This is a genomic window from Undibacterium sp. CY21W, from assembly GCF_014284265.1.
Classification (GTDB): domain Bacteria; phylum Pseudomonadota; class Gammaproteobacteria; order Burkholderiales; family Burkholderiaceae_D; genus Undibacterium; species Undibacterium aquatile.
Window position 1 is genome coordinate 98,144 of the sequence record NZ_JACOGE010000006.1, and the last position, 14,770, is coordinate 112,913.

A 14,770-nucleotide genomic window follows, 5' to 3' on the forward strand; every position below is an offset into this window, starting at 1 on the left:
CTCAGAATGAGCACTCAGAACGCGTGCTCAGAATTGCAGTGTTTTCACGCCTTCTGCCGTTCCCAGCAGGCAGACATTCGCGCCTTGCTGCGCAAACAAACCCACCGTCACGACACCCACGATGTTATTGATCGTCGCTTCCAGTGCCACCGGATCAACGATCTGCAGGCCATGCACATCAAGAATCATATTGCCGTTATCCGTCAGCAAAGGTTTGCCGTCTTTCAAGCGCAAACGTGCCTCACCACCCAGCGCATTGAGCTTACGCGTCACCACTGCATGCGACATCGGAATCACCTCAACCGGCAACGGAAACTTGCCCAGTTGATCAACGAGTTTAGAGCCATCGGCGATACAGACGAATTTATCAGCCACGGAAGCCACAATTTTTTCGCGGGTCAGCGCAGCGCCACCGCCTTTAATCATCGCGCCTTGCGGCGTAATCTCGTCTGCACCGTCGATATACACGGGCATGGATATCACCTCATTCAGATCGAGTACGGTGATGCCGTGATCACGCAAGCGTTGCGCAGTGGCTTCCGACGACGCGACGGCCGCCTTGATTTTATGCTTCATTTTTGCCAGTTCATCGATAAAGAAATTGGCAGTCGAGCCTGTGCCGACGCCGACAATCTCATTTTCAACAACATAGGCAACCGCTGCCTGGGCAACAGCGCGTTTCAGTTCATCCTGGGTCATGTGATTTCCAATCAAGCGTGGACTTTAGTATTGCAGTCCAAAAGTTCAAAAAATTTGCGCTATTTTACCGGACAGCAGAGCAGTACATAGTAAAGCTCAGACCGGCCACAATGGCGCGTCATCCATCAGCGCAATCTGCTCGCGCAATTCGAGTATGCGATCCTGCCAGTAACGTTGACTGTTAAACCACGGGAACGCCGCCGGAAACGCCGGATCGTCCCAGCGTTGCGCCAGCCACGCCGAATAATGCAGCAGACGTAGGGTACGCAGCGCTTCAATCAGATGCAGCTGGCGCGGATCAAAGTCAAAGAAATCTTCATAGCCAACCAGAATATCGGTCAACTGGCTCTGCATCTCGGCACGGCTACCGGACAACAGCATCCACAAATCCTGTATGCCTGGCCCCATGCGGCTATCGTCAAAATCGACAAAATGCGGCCCGGCCTGCTCGCCAGATTCCAGCCACAAGACATTGCCCATGTGGCAGTCACCATGCAAACGCAGCATCTGCACATCCCCTGCCCGCTCGTAACAGCGCGCAATACCATCGAGCGCCTGTTGCGATACCGAGGCATACGCCTGCAGCAAATCTGGCGGAATGAAATCATGTTCCAGCAACCATTGCCGCGGTGCGATACCAAAGGTGTGCTGATCAATTGCGGGTCGGTGACAATACGTCTGCATTGCGCCAACGGCGTGTATGCGTCCGATAAAGCGCCCCAACCATTCCAGCGTGGCGGCATCGCCGATTTCCGGCGCCCGTCCGCTCTGACGTGGGAACAAGGCAAAACGATAGCCGTGATACTGATGCAGACTGTCGCCAGCTGCATTCACGATCGCAGGCACAACGGGTATCTCTTGCTCAACCAGCTCGCGCACAAACTGGTGCTCTTCGAGAATCGCCGCATCACTCCAGCGCTGTGGCCGGTAAAACTTAGCGATCACAGCAGGCGCGTCATCCAGCGCAAGCTGATACACGCGGTTTTCATAGCTATTGAGCGCCAATAAACGCCCATCACAATGCAAGCCGCAACTGTCAACGGCATCAAGCACCAGATCGGGCGTCAGGTCGGCGAAGGAAACGGCCAAAGTTACGGGGGAAATTTGTTCTGTCATAGCCGAATTGTACGTGCTTATCCAGCATAGGCTTTGATTTACGCGCCTCTGAGAACGATTTAATTCCACGGAAAAACGCAGAAAACACCTGCACAGCCTGACGACAAAGCGCTACACTTCCGGTATTTTCATCACACCAACAGGTAACACCATGCATCTCGACGAACCGCTCAGCGACAAAGAATTCAATGAACTCGATAAATTTCTCATGTCCGATAAGGTAGGCGATGAAGGTATGACGATGGACGCCTTGCACGGCTATCTGACAGCGATTGCCCTTGGGCCTGAAATGATACCGATGGCGGAATGGCTGCCGAAAGTCTGGGGGCTGCCGGAACAGGGCGAACCTAAGTTCAAAAACGAAAAAGAAATGCAGCGCATCACGCAACTGATCGCGCGCTTCATGAATGAAATACAAATCACGTTTGAAGTCGCACCGCAGGAATATGAACCTTTATTCTGCGTGATGGAACAAAACGGCAAAGAACTCATTGACGGCGAAACCTGGGCCTGGGGCTTCTGGGAAGGCATGCAGTTACGCGAAGAAGCCTGGGAAGCCGCCTGGGAATCCGAAGAAATCGGCCCTTTGCTGCAACCTATCTATTTGCTCGGTGCTGAAGAAATCGAAGAAGAAGAAATGCGCTTCGTTGACACACCAGAAAAATGCCACGAACTGGCGCTGACGCTGGAAGCTTCGATTCCCGCGATACGCCGCTTCTGGGTGCCTTTGCGCAAATCCGGTGTCACAACCGTAAAACGCGAAACAGCGAAAGTCGGTCGCAACGATCCTTGCCCTTGCGGCAGCGGTAAAAAATATAAAGTCTGCTGCGGTGCTGAACCAACTATCCATTAATTCGGGTTCACGATAACAGACAGGCATCAGGAAGAAAATATTGTGTTTGTTTTCTTCCTGAAAGCGACCAAACCGCTAGTCAATACTGAACCCAGCTTCACTCCTAACGCAGCAACGACGAAGCAAATACTTGAAAGGCCGCCATGGGCATAGAATATTCGATAGAATTTTCCTTTACTGATGCACATCGCGTCGCCAGTTTATTCGCCGCCATCGGTGCGTTAACCGTCACATTACCCACTGGTGCCCGTTACGATTTTCAATCCGCTGTCTCCGGAAGAATGCCGGATGGCACCGCAAAAATAACAGAGTCAGGCGTGATTTTTTATTCGCACGGTGGCCAAGGCGAAGAATATTTAGGTAAAGTCGTCGCTTCGCTGGTCAGGGAGTTCGGTAGTGTCAACGTACGGAAAACTCAGTAAATTATCGTCCCTGATTCAACTGGTGCCGATCCAGTACTAAGGTCATCTTGCTGGAAGGAACCCTCTAGCAGTAATGCTGGCGAACACATCTTCAGCGTGCTATTTTTTGCGCTTTCGTTTAAAGACCGCCGGAGACCCGCATGAGCTTGCAAGAACAATTCAACCAGGCATTGGCAGATTCTAAAAATTTGCCGGAACGTCCTGACAATATGACGCTGTTAAAAATCTATGCTTTGTATAAGCAAGGCAGCACCGGTGACGCAACTGGCGATCGCCCGGGCATGACGGACTTTGTCGGTCGCGCCAAGTTTGATGCGTGGGCTGGCCTGAAAGGCACCACGCAGGAAGCCGCGATGCAACAGTACATTGATCTGATTAACTCACTGAAATAAACAATAAAAACGCAATTAAAAAAAAGCCCTGATCTGGGCTTTTTTTGCGTCATTTTGTGGCAACCAGCGTCAGAGTTTCAGCAAGTTCGGCGGCACCTGCCCGCTCAGACCGGCAATCAGATTATTGGCAGCACAATTCGCCATTGCCAGACGTGTTTTTTCTGAAGCACTGGCGATATGCGGGGTCAGTACGACATTGTCGAGCGTCAGAAAATCCGGGTGAAACTTCGGTTCGTTTTCAAACACATCCAGCCCGGCAGCAGCGATACGTTTTTCGCGCAGCGCTGCAATCAGCGCCACATCGTCCACAATGCCGCCACGTGCCAGATTAGTCAGCGTTGCGGTCGGCTTCATCATTGCCAATTCAGCCGCCGCAATCGTGTGGCGGGAAGCCGGTGAATACGGCAACACCAGCATCACATGATCGGCCTGGCGTAAAAGCTCTTCTTTGCTGACATAACTGGCGTTATTCGCCTGCGCTTCCAGCTCTGGTGTAATCCGTGAACGATTGTGATAAATCACCCGCATATTAAATCCAGTGGAACGGCGCGCAATCGCCTGTCCGATACGTCCCATACCGATAATTCCCAGGGTGGAACCGTGCAGATCCGGCCCCAGGAAATAGTCGTAACGCCATTTATTCCATTTCCCTGCCCGCAGCCAGTGTTCTGATTCGGTAATACGCCGCGCTGTCGCCATCATCAGCGCCCAGCCAAAATCGGCAGTCGTTTCATTCAGCACGTCAGGTGTATTACTCGCCATCACGCCATGCGCAGAGCAAGCCGGCAAATCAATATTGTCGTAACCGACCGCCATATTCGCGACCATTTTCAACTCCGGCACTTGCTGCAACAAAGCAGCATCGATGCGCGCGCTTCCTGTCGCCAGTATCCCTGCTTTGCCAGCCAGACGCTGCGCCAACTCTGCAGGCGTGAAAATCACATCATCCTGATTCGACTCAACCTCAAAATGCTGATGCAAACGGCTCAATACTTCTGGAAATATCGCTCTGGCAACCAAAATCGCTGGTTTCATAGTTAACAACTTTCTTTACATTAAAGGCGGGTAGTTGCTTATCTTAACCTCGAAAAAGAAGTTTTTCCGGGTTCCTCTGCGTCCTTAAAAACTTTCATCTCAGCAATGAATGATATAGATGATTTTCATCGATAGTGACCCATATCAATAACAATGACCGTGAATCCACTTAAAATAAGATTTTGCGTTTCCGCTGACAAAAGCGCACTTCCAGAATCGCTTTTAATCCCTGTTCGCATTTGCTTATGCGCAAACGATATAAGTGCAGTTTGTGAGAACTCTTAAATTGCCTTAAAATACAAGGCTTTGCAGCCTAAGCATGTGTTTTTCTGCGATCTGGCTGCGCCAACATCCCGAATTTTTTAGATTGGACTGTTATGACCCACGTTGTGACCGAATCCTGCATCCGCTGCCGTTATACCGATTGCGTGGATGTCTGCCCAGTGGACTGCTTCCGTGCTGGCCCGAATTTCCTGGTTATTGATCCGGACGAATGCATTGATTGCGCCGTTTGCGTTGCAGAATGCCCGGCAAATGCAATTTATGCTGAAGAAGACGTACCGTCTGACCAGCAACAATTCATCAAGATCAATGCGGATCTGACACGCAACTGGCCTTCCATCACCAAAACAGTGGCACCGCTCACTGATGCGGATGACTGGAAAGATGTCAAAGACAAACTGCAATATCTGGAGCGCTAATCTGGCGCGGATAACTCCGCCCAGCTTATCCACGTAATTTTAAGCAATATCAGGAACTATCTAGTCGTATGGAAAACAAACAAACTACCCAGGTAAATGGCGTTATTGAAGCAGATGCCGTCATCATTGGCGCAGGTCCGGTTGGCCTGTTTCAGGTGTTCGAATTAGGCCTGCTCGAAATCAAAGCCCACGTCATTGATTCTCTGCCAGTAGTTGGCGGTCAATGCGTAGAGTTATATCCTGATAAACCGATTTATGACATCCCTGCTGTTCCTGTCTGCACAGGCCAGGAATTAACTGACAATCTGCTCAAGCAAATCGAACCGTTTGAACCTACTTTCCATCTGGGTCAGGAAGTCACGCTGGTTGCGCGTCGTGAAGATGGTCGCTTCGACCTCGAAACATCGACAGGCACCCGCTTTATCACCAAAACGATTTTTATTGCGGCAGGCGTTGGCTCATTCCAGCCTCGTACCTTAAAAGTCGATGGCATAGAAGCGTTTGAAGGCAAACAGGTGTTCTACCGCGTCAAAGATCCTAGCCAGTTCCACGGCAAAAATCTGGTCATCTGCGGCGGCGGCGATTCCGCGCTAGACTGGGCATTGAATCTGGTGGGCAAAGCAGAATCCATCGTGCTTCTGCATCGTCGCGACGATTTCCGCGCAGCGCCTGCCTCTGTCGCCAAAATGAAGGAGCTGTGCGACAACTATGAAATGCAACTGACTATCGGTCAGGTTACCGGCATTGAAACCAAAGATGACCTGTTATCAGAAATCAAAGTGACAGGTGCAGACGGCGTCACACGCCGCATGCCGCTGGATAATTTGCTGGTGTTCTTCGGCCTCTCACCAAAACTCGGCCCTATCGCTGAGTGGGGTCTGGAAATCGAACGCAAGCAATTGAAAGTCATGGACACTGAGAAGTTTGAAACCAATGTTCCGGGTATTTTCGCGGTGGGTGATATCAACACTTATCCAGGTAAGAAAAAACTGATTTTGTCTGGCTTCCATGAAGCGGCGCTGGCGGCTTTCGGTGCAGCACCGTATATTTTCCCTGAAAAGAAAATTCACATGCAATACACGACAACATCGCCAAAACTGCACAAGATTCTGGGTGTGGATACACCGACATTCGACTAAGTCGTATCGTTTCTAAAAAAAGCGCAAAGGTAAAAACTTTGCGCTTTTTTATTGGAAAAAAATGATCGAATCATACTTATTCGGCAATAAATTTATATCCTGATCACGTTTGTAACATTAATTTGCACACGAACGATCAGCAGCAGCAACAGAAAAACCAAAAAATTCAAAACTGGTTTATGATGCAATGCAATATCCCTATAAAAATACTGCCATAAGCAGAGAGAACTTTTCCTAAAATCCAATCAGTTGTAAGAAAACGGACTATCCGTCTTTGACCAGAAAGATGTCATCATGCTCTATCAACTTCACGAACTTAATCGCGCTTTCCTGACCCCGCTCACTCAATGGGCAGAAGCATCATCCAAGTTATTCACTAACCCGGTTTCTCCCCTTGCGCATACACCTTACGCGCAAAGAGTTGCCGCTGGTTACGAGTTAATGTTTCGCTTAGGAAAAGATTACGAGAAACCAGAGTTTGGCATCACATCAACGACCATCAACAAACAAGTCGTTGAAATTACTCAGGAAACGGCGGTCATTAAACCTTTCTGCAAGCTGCTGCACTTTAAAAAAGTATTACCAACAAAAGATCTGCAAAAATTAAAGCAGCCGACAGTATTGCTGGTTGCGCCACTCTCCGGGCACCATTCAACCCTGCTGCGCGATACGGTTCGTGGCTTATTGCCGCTTCATGATGTCTACATCACCGACTGGACAGACGCCCGCATGGTGCCACTGTCGGAAGGCCGCTTCCATTTACATGACTACATCTACTACGTGCAGGAATTTATCCGCACTTTAGGCCCGGACGTACACGTTATTTCTGTATGCCAGCCTACTGTGCCGGTACTGGCAGCGATTTCCCTGATGGCGACGGATAACGATCCACATTTACCGAAAACAATGACGATGATGGGTGGGCCGATAGACCCGCGCAAATCGCCGACACAAGTCAATAACCTCGCCACCGAAAAGAAATTCTCGTGGTTTGAAAATACGGTTATTTACAGCGTACCGGCAAACTACCCGGGCTACGGTCGCAAAGTCTATCCGGGCTTTTTGCAACACACTGGTTTTGTTGCCATGAATCCGGATCGCCACGCGCAAAGCCACTGGGATTTTTACCAGCATCTGGTGAAAGGCGACGACGAATCTGCCGAACAGCATCGCAAGTTTTACGACGAATACAATGCGGTGTTGGACATGCCGGCCGATTACTACCTCGAAACCATTAAAACCGTGTTTCAGGAATTCCATTTACCTAAAGGAACCTGGGAAGTCGAAGGCAAGCCAGTGCGTCCGCAGGACATCAAAACGGTGGCTTTATTCACTGTTGAGGGTGAGCTCGATGATATTTCCGGCGCGGGGCAAACCCAGGCCGCACACGAGCTTTGCAGTAGCATCCCGGCAAACATGAAACAGGATTTCGTCGCACCCGGCTGTGGACATTACGGTATTTTTTCAGGACGTCGCTGGCGCGAAATCATCGCGCCAAAAATTGCTGAATTTATTCAGAAACACGCCTGATTTGATTGCCATTCACAAGGCGTCAGGACTGCGAATCAGCAGCCACTATTCTCACGGATAGTGGCTTTTTCCATTGTTGTTCCTGAAATTTGCGTAGATAATCTCAGCTTCGCACAACGTATTTATTTGTTTACTTCATTTCCCGTGTCCACTTCCATCGCAGCACAAATCGAAGATCTGCTTCCACAGACGCAATGCACCAAATGTGGCTATCCATCCTGCCACCTTTACGCCACCGCAATTGCCTCTGGCGAAGCCAGCTACAACCAATGCCCTCCGGGTGGTCAACAAGGTGTGGAACGTCTGGCACACTTGCTGGGTCAGCCCGTGATCGCACTCGACGTCAGCCGAGGTGCTGAACGGGAACGCCCGGTTGCGGTCATTGATGAAGCCTACTGCATAGGTTGCACGCTTTGCATACAAGCATGCCCCGTCGATGCGATTATTGGTGCGCCTAAGCAGATGCATACCGTGATCGCCAACCTGTGCACAGGCTGCGATCTCTGCGTTGCCCCCTGCCCTGTCGATTGCATCGCGATGTTACCGGCGACTGCGGGAAAAACCGGTTGGGAGGCATGGAGTCAGGAACAGGCAAATAGCGCGCGTCAGCAATTCGAATTCAGAACCATGCGTTTAGCGCGTGAAAAGCGTGAAAATGACGAGCGCCTGGCGGCCAAGGCCGCAGCAAAACTAAAGGCGCTGGAATTGGAACCTGCGCTGAGCGAGGAAGAAATACGCAGCAAAGAACGTAAAAAGGCGGTGATTGCCGCCGCAATGGAACGCGCCAGATTAAAAAAAATTGCAGCAGAAGCGGAGCAAAATAAATCATGAATGCAGAAAAACGGCATGCCATTTTTACGCGTCTGCAAAAAGAAAACCCGCATCCAACAACAGAACTTGAATACAAAACGCCTTTCGAGCTACTGATTGCGGTCTTATTATCGGCTCAGGCAACCGATGTTTCCGTCAACAAGGCTACCCGCGTGCTGTATGCAGTCGCCAACACCCCTGAAGCAATTTACGCTCTCGGTGTTGATGGATTAATTCCGTATATTCAGACGATAGGCTTGTTCAGGACCAAAGCAAAAAATGTGATAGCGACCTGTCACCTGCTGATGACGGAGCATCATAGCGAAGTGCCGCGTAACCGCGAAGCGTTGGAAGCCTTGCCCGGTGTCGGCAGAAAAACCGCCAACGTGGTGATGAATACTGCGTTTGACGAACCAACCATCGCGGTCGATACGCACATTTTCAGAGTATCAAATCGTACCGGCCTCGCGCCTGGCAAGAATGTCGATATTGTCGAACAAAAACTGATGAAATTCGTACCAAAAGAATTCCGTCAGGACGCCCATCACTGGCTGATCCTGCATGGACGATATACCTGTATCGCCAGAAAACCCAAATGCTGGAATTGTATGATCGCTGACTTATGCGAGTACAAACAAAAAACGCCCTTACCCGACAAAGTGTAAAAAATAAGGGCGCAGTGAATAGTTAAACGATTTTGCAGGCTTCTTCAAAACTGAGACGTGGCGAACGTGGAAATAATTTCTCTGCATCGCCATAACCCAGATTACAGATAAAATTAACTTTCACTTCCGTTCCAGCAAAAAAACTTTGATCGATCTTCTCTGCATCAAAGCCAGACATAGGCCCACAATCGAGACCAATCGCTCGTGCCGCCAGCATCAGATAAGCGCCTTGCAATGACGAATTACGAAATGCCGTCGACTCAATCGCCGCCTGATTCCCGACGAACCATGAACGCGCATCGGTATGCGGGAAGAGTTTAGGCAATTGTTCATAAAACGCCATATCCATACCGATAATGGCAGTCACCGGTGCAGTTTTTACCTTATCGACATTGCCCGCAGAGACGCAGGCTGCTAACTTTTCCTTTTCAGCGTCCGACTTTACAAAGACTATGCGCGCCGGCGTTGAATTCGCCGCAGTCGCGCCCCACTTCATCAATTCATAAATCTGATACAACTGCGCGTCGCTGACTGGCTTGGCGAGCCAGACATTATGCGTGCGGGCGTGGGAAAATAGAGTGTCGAGAGCGTCTTGATTCAGCATTGTTTTTCCTTTTTACTGTGGCAGATGAATAAATGAAGTCTGAAAATGTTCAGGCTTCAAAGCGATAAATGAAAAATCCCCTACAATAGCAAACTTCAAATTTAAGCTCCGGTATCAATGTTATGTTTAACCCCAGCCAACAAGATGTCAGACGTTTTTTTTGCGAAACCTACAGAAAAAACCAGGCACGTGAGATTCTGACACCACTGGAAGCGATTGCTTCAGACTGGATCAGGCAACACCCTGAATACGATGAGACTTTACACGATGCAGAAGAAGCGCTGCAGGCGAATTACAGCGTCGATCAGGGGCAAACTAATCCTTTCCTGCATTTATCGATGCATCTGTCGATTTCAGAGCAAATCTCTGTCGATCAGCCACGCGGCGTAAAAGCAGCATTTCAGACTCTCGCCAACAAATATAACTCCGAACATGAAGCGCACCATCAGATCATGGAATGTCTGGGTGAGATGATCTGGAATTCCCAACGAACCGGGCTGCCGCCGGATGGTCAGGCCTATATTGAGGCATTACAACAACGATGCCGATAAAAAAAGCCACGTTCTACGTGGCTTTTTATCTTTTTACGCTTTGCACTCAATGAACGACTGTTGTTCTGGCTTATTTTTTCAGTACCAGACTGCCAGGCAAACTGTGCAGGTAAGCGGCGATATTCTGAATATCGGTATTTGACAAGGCTTTTGCCTGTCCGCCCATAATCGCGTTACCACGACCATTCGGGCCATCCGCACCGCGCTGATACGCTTTCAATGCCTGCACAAGATAATCCACATGTTGCCCGGCCAGTTTAGGGTAAGCAGGATCAATCGGCGAGTTGTAATCTTTACCGTGGCAAGACGCGCAGTTATTTTTTTCAGTGGCAGCTTTGCCCGCCTCAATATTCCCTGCGGCAAAAGCAGAAACAGAACAGAGCGAAAGCAGCAACGCCAGTAATTTGACTTTTTTCATCTTGATCTCCGACTCTTATTTTTGTTGTGAATAGTAAGCAGCTAAATCAGCGATATCCTGATCACTCAGGCTGCCGGCAATACCGCGCATAGACGGATGTTTGCGTTCACCCTTTTGGTATGCTTTCAGCGCACTTTCTATATATTTCGCAGACTGGCCACCGATCATCGGGACTTGAAAAACTTCAGGATAAGTTGCCTTGTATCCGGGGATGGCATGGCAACCTATGCACATGGCGATTTTTTTATCAGCAGCATCTTTAGCATTGCCAACAACTTCAGCCGCTGCTGCAGCTTGAGCGAGACTCGTGAAAACGAGGAGTGCGAACAGTTTTTTCATATGAGCTTTAATAAGAATTATACAAACTGAAAAATGAAGACAACACCTTGATGTAGCTCAGCATTCTATATGATCAAAATCAATTTTGCGTAAAAAAAAGTCAGCAACAACCCACAATTTGCACAACTATGCAGCAGTTTGTTGTTCTGAGGTTTTGCTCCGCGTTGTGTCCTTACACAAAACTATTATTGTCGATTCTGAAAAACGCACATCCGTTCACAAAATTACAGATTCTCGCTTATACTCGATAAGCTTATTTAACTCCACTGACTTAACTCTTCTGATACCACCATGACGCTGGAAACCACGACTCTCCGTTTTGATGGTGCCGACAACTACGTCGCCACCGATGATTTAAAACTTGCCGTCAACGCTGCGTTAAAACTGCAACGTCCGTTACTGATCAAAGGCGAACCCGGCACCGGTAAAACCATGCTGGCAGAAGAAGTCGCAGCAGCGCTGAATATGCCCTTACTGCAGTGGCACATTAAATCCACCACCAAAGCCCAGCAAGGCCTTTACGAATACGATGCCGTCTCCCGCTTGCGCGATTCCCAGCTTGGCGATGAGCGCGTCAAAGACATCCACAACTACATCGTCAAAGGCGTTTTATGGCAGGCGTTTACAGCTGATCAGCCGGTCGTGCTGTTGATCGATGAAATTGATAAAGCTGATATCGAATTCCCGAATGATTTGCTGCGCGAACTTGATCGCATGGAATTCTACGTCTACGAAACACGCGAAATGGTGCGCGCCAAACATCGGCCACTGGTCATCATCACATCCAATAATGAAAAAGAATTGCCGGATGCATTTTTGCGCCGCTGCTTTTTCCATTACATTAAATTCCCGGATAAAGAGACAATGCAGAAAATTGTCGATGTCCATTTCCCCAAACTCAAGGCAGATCTGCTGACGCACGCATTACAGACATTTTATGAAGTGCGCGACGTGGCGGGTCTGAAGAAAAAACCTTCTACATCCGAATTCATCGACTGGCTGAAACTCTTGCTGGCAGAAGATATTCCAGCCGACGCCCTGCGCAGCAAAGACAACAAAGCCATCGTGCCACCGCTGCATGGCGCCCTGCTGAAAAACGAACAAGACGTACACTTATTTGAACGCCTGATCTTCATGTCCCGCAACAATCGCTAAGACCCCCACGTCAACGCGCAGTCGCTTGAATCAATCAAGCTCTGCGCAAATCCGCAAGAAAATCCCCCATCAAAACTACTTTGACAATGAATGAAACCAGGTGTACAGCGCCAAGAGCATGCAGTATCGGCGGCTGCGCACATCAATAAAAAAACGGCATCACCATTCAGGTAATGCCGTTTTTTCTGAGTAGAAAAACCGTCGTTTATTCAACGGCTAAGTAAATTACTGCGCTTCTTTCAACTGATCGAGAATGGCCGGATTTTCCAGTGTCGATACGTCTTGCGTGATGGTTTCGCCTTTTGCCAGAACGCGCAATAAGCGGCGCATGATTTTGCCGGAGCGGGTTTTAGGCAAGTTATCACCGAAGCGAATTTCTTTTGGTTTGGCAATCGGGCCGATTTCTTTAGCGACCCAGTTACGCAGTTCTGTCGCAATTTGTTTGGCTTCATCGCCGATCGGACGGCTGCGTTTAAGCACAACGAATGCGCAAATTGCTTCACCTGTGGTGTCATCAGGCTTACCAACCACAGCAGCTTCTGCGACCAGCGGATGTGCCACCAGTGCCGATTCAATTTCCATCGTTCCCATGCGGTGACCAGACACATTCAACACATCATCGATACGACCGGTAATGGTGAAGTAGCCGGTATCTTTATTGCGTATTGCACCGTCACCGGCAAGATAAATCTTGCCGCCGAATTCCTCTGGGAAATAGCCTTTTTTAAAGCGCTCTGGGTCGCCCCAGATGGTGCGTATCATCGCTGGCCATGGACGTTTAACAACCAGAATACCGCCCTGCCCGTTCGGTAAATCATGGCCAGTTTCATCCACAATGGCCGACATAATTCCGGGCAAAGGCAAGGTGCAGGAACCCGGTACGAGCGGCGTTGCGCCTGGCAATGGTGTCATCATGTGACCACCGGTTTCCGTCTGCCAGAATGTATCAACGATAGGGCAATTACCACGCCCGATATTGTTGTAGTACCACATCCACGCTTCCGGATTAATCGGCTCGCCCACCGAGCCCAGCAAGCGCAGGGACGACAGATCAAATTTTCCCGGGTGCACATTGGCATCCGCATCGGCGGCTTTGATCAGTGAACGGATTGCAGTTGGCGCAGTATAGAAAATGGTCGCTTTATGTTTTTCTATCATGTCCCAGAAACGTCCTGCATTCGGGAAGGTTGGAATACCTTCGAATACAATTTCTGTCGCACCGACTGCCAGCGGGCCATAGGTAATGTAGGTGTGTCCTGTCACCCAGCCGATATCGGCAGTACACCAAAATACATCGGACGGTTTGATATCGAACGTCCACTTCATTGTGAGAATCGCCCACAACAAGTAACCGCCGGAGGAGTGCTGCACGCCTTTTGGCTTGCCAGTGGAGCCAGAAGTGTAAAGAATAAACAGCGGATGCTCGGCGCTGACCCATTCAGGTTCGCAGACAGCAGACTGATTTGCAACCAGATCATGCATCCACAGATCGCGTCCGGCAGTCAGATTAATTGCACCGCCAGTGCGTTTGTAGATCACCACGTTTTTAACTTTTTCGCAGTCGCCCAGCGTCAGCGCTTCATCCACGATCACTTTCAGTGGCAGATGTTTACCACCGCGTACCTGTTCGTCTGCGGTGATGACGGCGACTGCGCCCACATCAACGATACGTTCATGCAAGGATTTTGCAGAAAAGCCGCCGAACACGACGGAATGTGTTGCGCCGATACGGGCGCAGGCTTGCATGGCGACCACGCCTTCCACAGACATCGGCATGTAAATCACAACGCGATCACCTTTAGTGATGCCGAGCGACTTCAGTCCATTCGCAAACTGGCAGACCTTGTGATGCAATTCTTTGTAAGTCACTTTGGTGACCTCACCGCCATCTGCCTCGAAAATGACCGCGACTTTATCGCCATTCCCTTTTTGCAGATTCACGTCCAGACAGTTGTAGGACACGTTCATCAGACCGTCTTCAAACCATTTGTAAAACGGCGAATCGGTTTCATCAAGCACCGTTTCAAATGGCTTGTGCCAATGCAGATTTTCACGCGCAAGTTTGGCCCAGAAACCTTCGTAATCGGTTTCTGCTTCCTTGCACATCGCGTGGTAAGCATCCATGCCGGAAATCGTTGCATTCGCAGCGAAAGCGGCTGGCGGAGGGAAAATCCGGGATTCGGCTTTTACATCTGACGCTGAATTTTGGGCGGTATTAAGGTCTGACATACGTGTCTCCAATTTTTATAGTTTGATTGAAATCATCAACGAAGTAATAGGCAAACCTTAAACTTGGAGACTTACTCAAGCCTTACGGTTTGCAAGCACAAGCAATACCAAA

At 49.4% G+C, this 14,770-nt stretch carries 17 protein-coding genes; 10 read left to right on the forward strand and 7 right to left on the reverse strand.

Annotated features, from left to right (window positions below):
• Positions 1-27 precede the first annotated feature (27 nt).
• The gene (gene rpiA, locus H8K29_RS14415; RefSeq protein WP_186898143.1) at positions 28-699 is read right to left on the reverse strand and encodes a ribose-5-phosphate isomerase RpiA; all 672 of its coding nucleotides are present in this window, start codon (positions 697-699) and stop codon (positions 28-30) included.
• Positions 700-795: 96 nt separating this feature from the next.
• Positions 796-1,815: a serine/threonine protein kinase gene (locus tag H8K29_RS14420; RefSeq protein ID WP_186898144.1), complete on the reverse strand. Its 1,020-nt coding sequence runs from the start codon at positions 1,813-1,815 to the stop codon at positions 796-798.
• Between the two features lie 151 nt (positions 1,816-1,966).
• On the opposite strand from H8K29_RS14420, the gene H8K29_RS14425 reads away from it, so the two are divergent.
• From H8K29_RS14425 to H8K29_RS14435, 3 genes are all read left to right on the forward strand, one after another.
• Positions 1,967-2,668 carry a UPF0149 family protein gene (locus tag H8K29_RS14425; protein ID WP_186885796.1) on the forward strand — a complete coding sequence of 234 codons (702 nt, stop codon included), beginning with the start codon at positions 1,967-1,969 and terminating at the stop codon, positions 2,666-2,668.
• A 143-nt stretch (positions 2,669-2,811) separates the two neighbouring features.
• On the forward strand, positions 2,812-3,090 hold the full coding sequence (locus H8K29_RS14430; RefSeq protein ID WP_186898145.1) for a hypothetical protein: 279 nt from the start codon (positions 2,812-2,814) through the stop codon (positions 3,088-3,090).
• Positions 3,091-3,230: 140 nt separating this feature from the next.
• Positions 3,231-3,482 carry an acyl-CoA-binding protein gene (locus tag H8K29_RS14435; RefSeq protein WP_186898146.1) on the forward strand — a complete coding sequence of 84 codons (252 nt, stop codon included), beginning with the start codon at positions 3,231-3,233 and terminating at the stop codon, positions 3,480-3,482.
• Positions 3,483-3,551: 69 nt separating this feature from the next.
• Here H8K29_RS14435 and H8K29_RS14440 read toward each other — a convergent pair whose 3' ends face one another.
• The gene (locus tag H8K29_RS14440) at positions 3,552-4,517 is read right to left on the reverse strand and encodes a D-glycerate dehydrogenase (RefSeq protein ID WP_186898147.1); all 966 of its coding nucleotides are present in this window, start codon (positions 4,515-4,517) and stop codon (positions 3,552-3,554) included.
• A 377-nt stretch (positions 4,518-4,894) separates the two neighbouring features.
• Here H8K29_RS14440 and fdxA point away from each other — a divergent pair, with 377 nt between their 5' ends.
• The 5 genes from fdxA (at position 4,895) to nth (ending at position 9,362) form a co-directional block, all read left to right on the forward strand.
• Positions 4,895-5,218, forward strand: coding sequence for a ferredoxin FdxA (gene fdxA, locus H8K29_RS14445; RefSeq protein ID WP_186898148.1), 324 nt, complete (start codon positions 4,895-4,897; stop codon positions 5,216-5,218).
• Positions 5,219-5,286: 68 nt separating this feature from the next.
• Positions 5,287-6,357 carry an NAD(P)/FAD-dependent oxidoreductase gene (locus tag H8K29_RS14450; RefSeq protein ID WP_186898149.1) on the forward strand — a complete coding sequence of 357 codons (1,071 nt, stop codon included), beginning with the start codon at positions 5,287-5,289 and terminating at the stop codon, positions 6,355-6,357.
• A 294-nt stretch (positions 6,358-6,651) separates the two neighbouring features.
• Complete coding sequence (locus tag H8K29_RS14455) at positions 6,652-7,887, forward strand: polyhydroxyalkanoate depolymerase (protein WP_186885790.1); 1,236 nt, start codon at positions 6,652-6,654, stop codon at positions 7,885-7,887.
• A 120-nt stretch (positions 7,888-8,007) separates the two neighbouring features.
• A complete protein-coding gene (gene rsxB, locus H8K29_RS14460) occupies positions 8,008-8,718 on the forward strand; it encodes an electron transport complex subunit RsxB (protein WP_370527204.1) in 711 nt (236 codons plus the stop codon).
• On the forward strand, positions 8,715-9,362 hold the full coding sequence (nth, locus tag H8K29_RS14465; RefSeq protein WP_186898150.1) for an endonuclease III: 648 nt from the start codon (positions 8,715-8,717) through the stop codon (positions 9,360-9,362). The genes rsxB and nth overlap by 4 nt, the downstream gene beginning before the upstream one ends.
• A gap of 22 nt (positions 9,363-9,384) precedes the next feature.
• Here the strand turns inward: nth and H8K29_RS14470 are convergent, their stop codons facing one another.
• Positions 9,385-9,966: a malonic semialdehyde reductase gene (locus tag H8K29_RS14470; RefSeq protein WP_186885788.1), complete on the reverse strand. Its 582-nt coding sequence runs from the start codon at positions 9,964-9,966 to the stop codon at positions 9,385-9,387.
• A 122-nt stretch (positions 9,967-10,088) separates the two neighbouring features.
• Between H8K29_RS14470 and H8K29_RS14475 the strand changes: the two genes are divergently transcribed.
• Positions 10,089-10,517, forward strand: a complete 429-nt coding sequence (locus H8K29_RS14475; protein WP_186898151.1) for a DUF1841 family protein — start codon at positions 10,089-10,091, stop codon at positions 10,515-10,517.
• A gap of 70 nt (positions 10,518-10,587) precedes the next feature.
• Here the strand turns inward: H8K29_RS14475 and H8K29_RS14480 are convergent, their stop codons facing one another.
• Both H8K29_RS14480 and H8K29_RS14485 read right to left on the reverse strand, forming a co-directional pair.
• Complete coding sequence (locus H8K29_RS14480) at positions 10,588-10,935, reverse strand: cytochrome c (protein ID WP_186898152.1); 348 nt, start codon at positions 10,933-10,935, stop codon at positions 10,588-10,590.
• A 15-nt stretch (positions 10,936-10,950) separates the two neighbouring features.
• The gene (locus tag H8K29_RS14485; protein ID WP_186898153.1) at positions 10,951-11,274 is read right to left on the reverse strand and encodes a cytochrome c; all 324 of its coding nucleotides are present in this window, start codon (positions 11,272-11,274) and stop codon (positions 10,951-10,953) included.
• Between the two features lie 291 nt (positions 11,275-11,565).
• On the opposite strand from H8K29_RS14485, the gene H8K29_RS14490 reads away from it, so the two are divergent.
• Complete coding sequence (locus H8K29_RS14490; protein ID WP_186885784.1) at positions 11,566-12,429, forward strand: MoxR family ATPase; 864 nt, start codon at positions 11,566-11,568, stop codon at positions 12,427-12,429.
• 225 nt (positions 12,430-12,654) lie between these two features.
• Here the strand turns inward: H8K29_RS14490 and acs are convergent, their stop codons facing one another.
• Entirely contained in the window at positions 12,655-14,658 is a 2,004-nt protein-coding gene (acs, locus tag H8K29_RS14495) for an acetate--CoA ligase (RefSeq protein WP_186898154.1), read from the reverse strand.
• Positions 14,659-14,770: the final 112 nt, after the last annotated feature.

Bases quoted from the DNA above. Each gene is read 5' to 3' on its own strand.
- H8K29_RS14420 (WP_186898144.1), bottom strand. From the start codon at position 1,815: ATGACAGAACAAATTTCCCCCGTAACTTTGGCCGTTTCCTTCGCCGAC.
- H8K29_RS14470 (WP_186885788.1), bottom strand. From the start codon at position 9,966: ATGCTGAATCAAGACGCTCTCGACACTCTATTTTCCCACGCCCGCACG.
- H8K29_RS14425 (WP_186885796.1), top strand. From the start codon at position 1,967: ATGCATCTCGACGAACCGCTCAGCGACAAAGAATTCAATGAACTCGAT.
- H8K29_RS14480 (WP_186898152.1), bottom strand. From the start codon at position 10,935: ATGAAAAAAGTCAAATTACTGGCGTTGCTGCTTTCGCTCTGTTCTGTT.
- H8K29_RS14475 (WP_186898151.1), top strand. From the start codon at position 10,089: ATGTTTAACCCCAGCCAACAAGATGTCAGACGTTTTTTTTGCGAAACC.
- H8K29_RS14490 (WP_186885784.1), top strand. From the start codon at position 11,566: ATGACGCTGGAAACCACGACTCTCCGTTTTGATGGTGCCGACAACTAC.
- fdxA (WP_186898148.1), top strand. From the start codon at position 4,895: ATGACCCACGTTGTGACCGAATCCTGCATCCGCTGCCGTTATACCGAT.
- H8K29_RS14430 (WP_186898145.1), top strand. From the start codon at position 2,812: ATGGGCATAGAATATTCGATAGAATTTTCCTTTACTGATGCACATCGC.
- H8K29_RS14440 (WP_186898147.1), bottom strand. From the start codon at position 4,517: ATGAAACCAGCGATTTTGGTTGCCAGAGCGATATTTCCAGAAGTATTG.
- nth (WP_186898150.1), top strand. From the start codon at position 8,715: ATGAATGCAGAAAAACGGCATGCCATTTTTACGCGTCTGCAAAAAGAA.
- H8K29_RS14485 (WP_186898153.1), bottom strand. From the start codon at position 11,274: ATGAAAAAACTGTTCGCACTCCTCGTTTTCACGAGTCTCGCTCAAGCT.
- H8K29_RS14450 (WP_186898149.1), top strand. From the start codon at position 5,287: ATGGAAAACAAACAAACTACCCAGGTAAATGGCGTTATTGAAGCAGAT.
- acs (WP_186898154.1), bottom strand. From the start codon at position 14,658: ATGTCAGACCTTAATACCGCCCAAAATTCAGCGTCAGATGTAAAAGCC.
- H8K29_RS14435 (WP_186898146.1), top strand. From the start codon at position 3,231: ATGAGCTTGCAAGAACAATTCAACCAGGCATTGGCAGATTCTAAAAAT.
- rpiA (WP_186898143.1), bottom strand. From the start codon at position 699: ATGACCCAGGATGAACTGAAACGCGCTGTTGCCCAGGCAGCGGTTGCC.
- H8K29_RS14455 (WP_186885790.1), top strand. From the start codon at position 6,652: ATGCTCTATCAACTTCACGAACTTAATCGCGCTTTCCTGACCCCGCTC.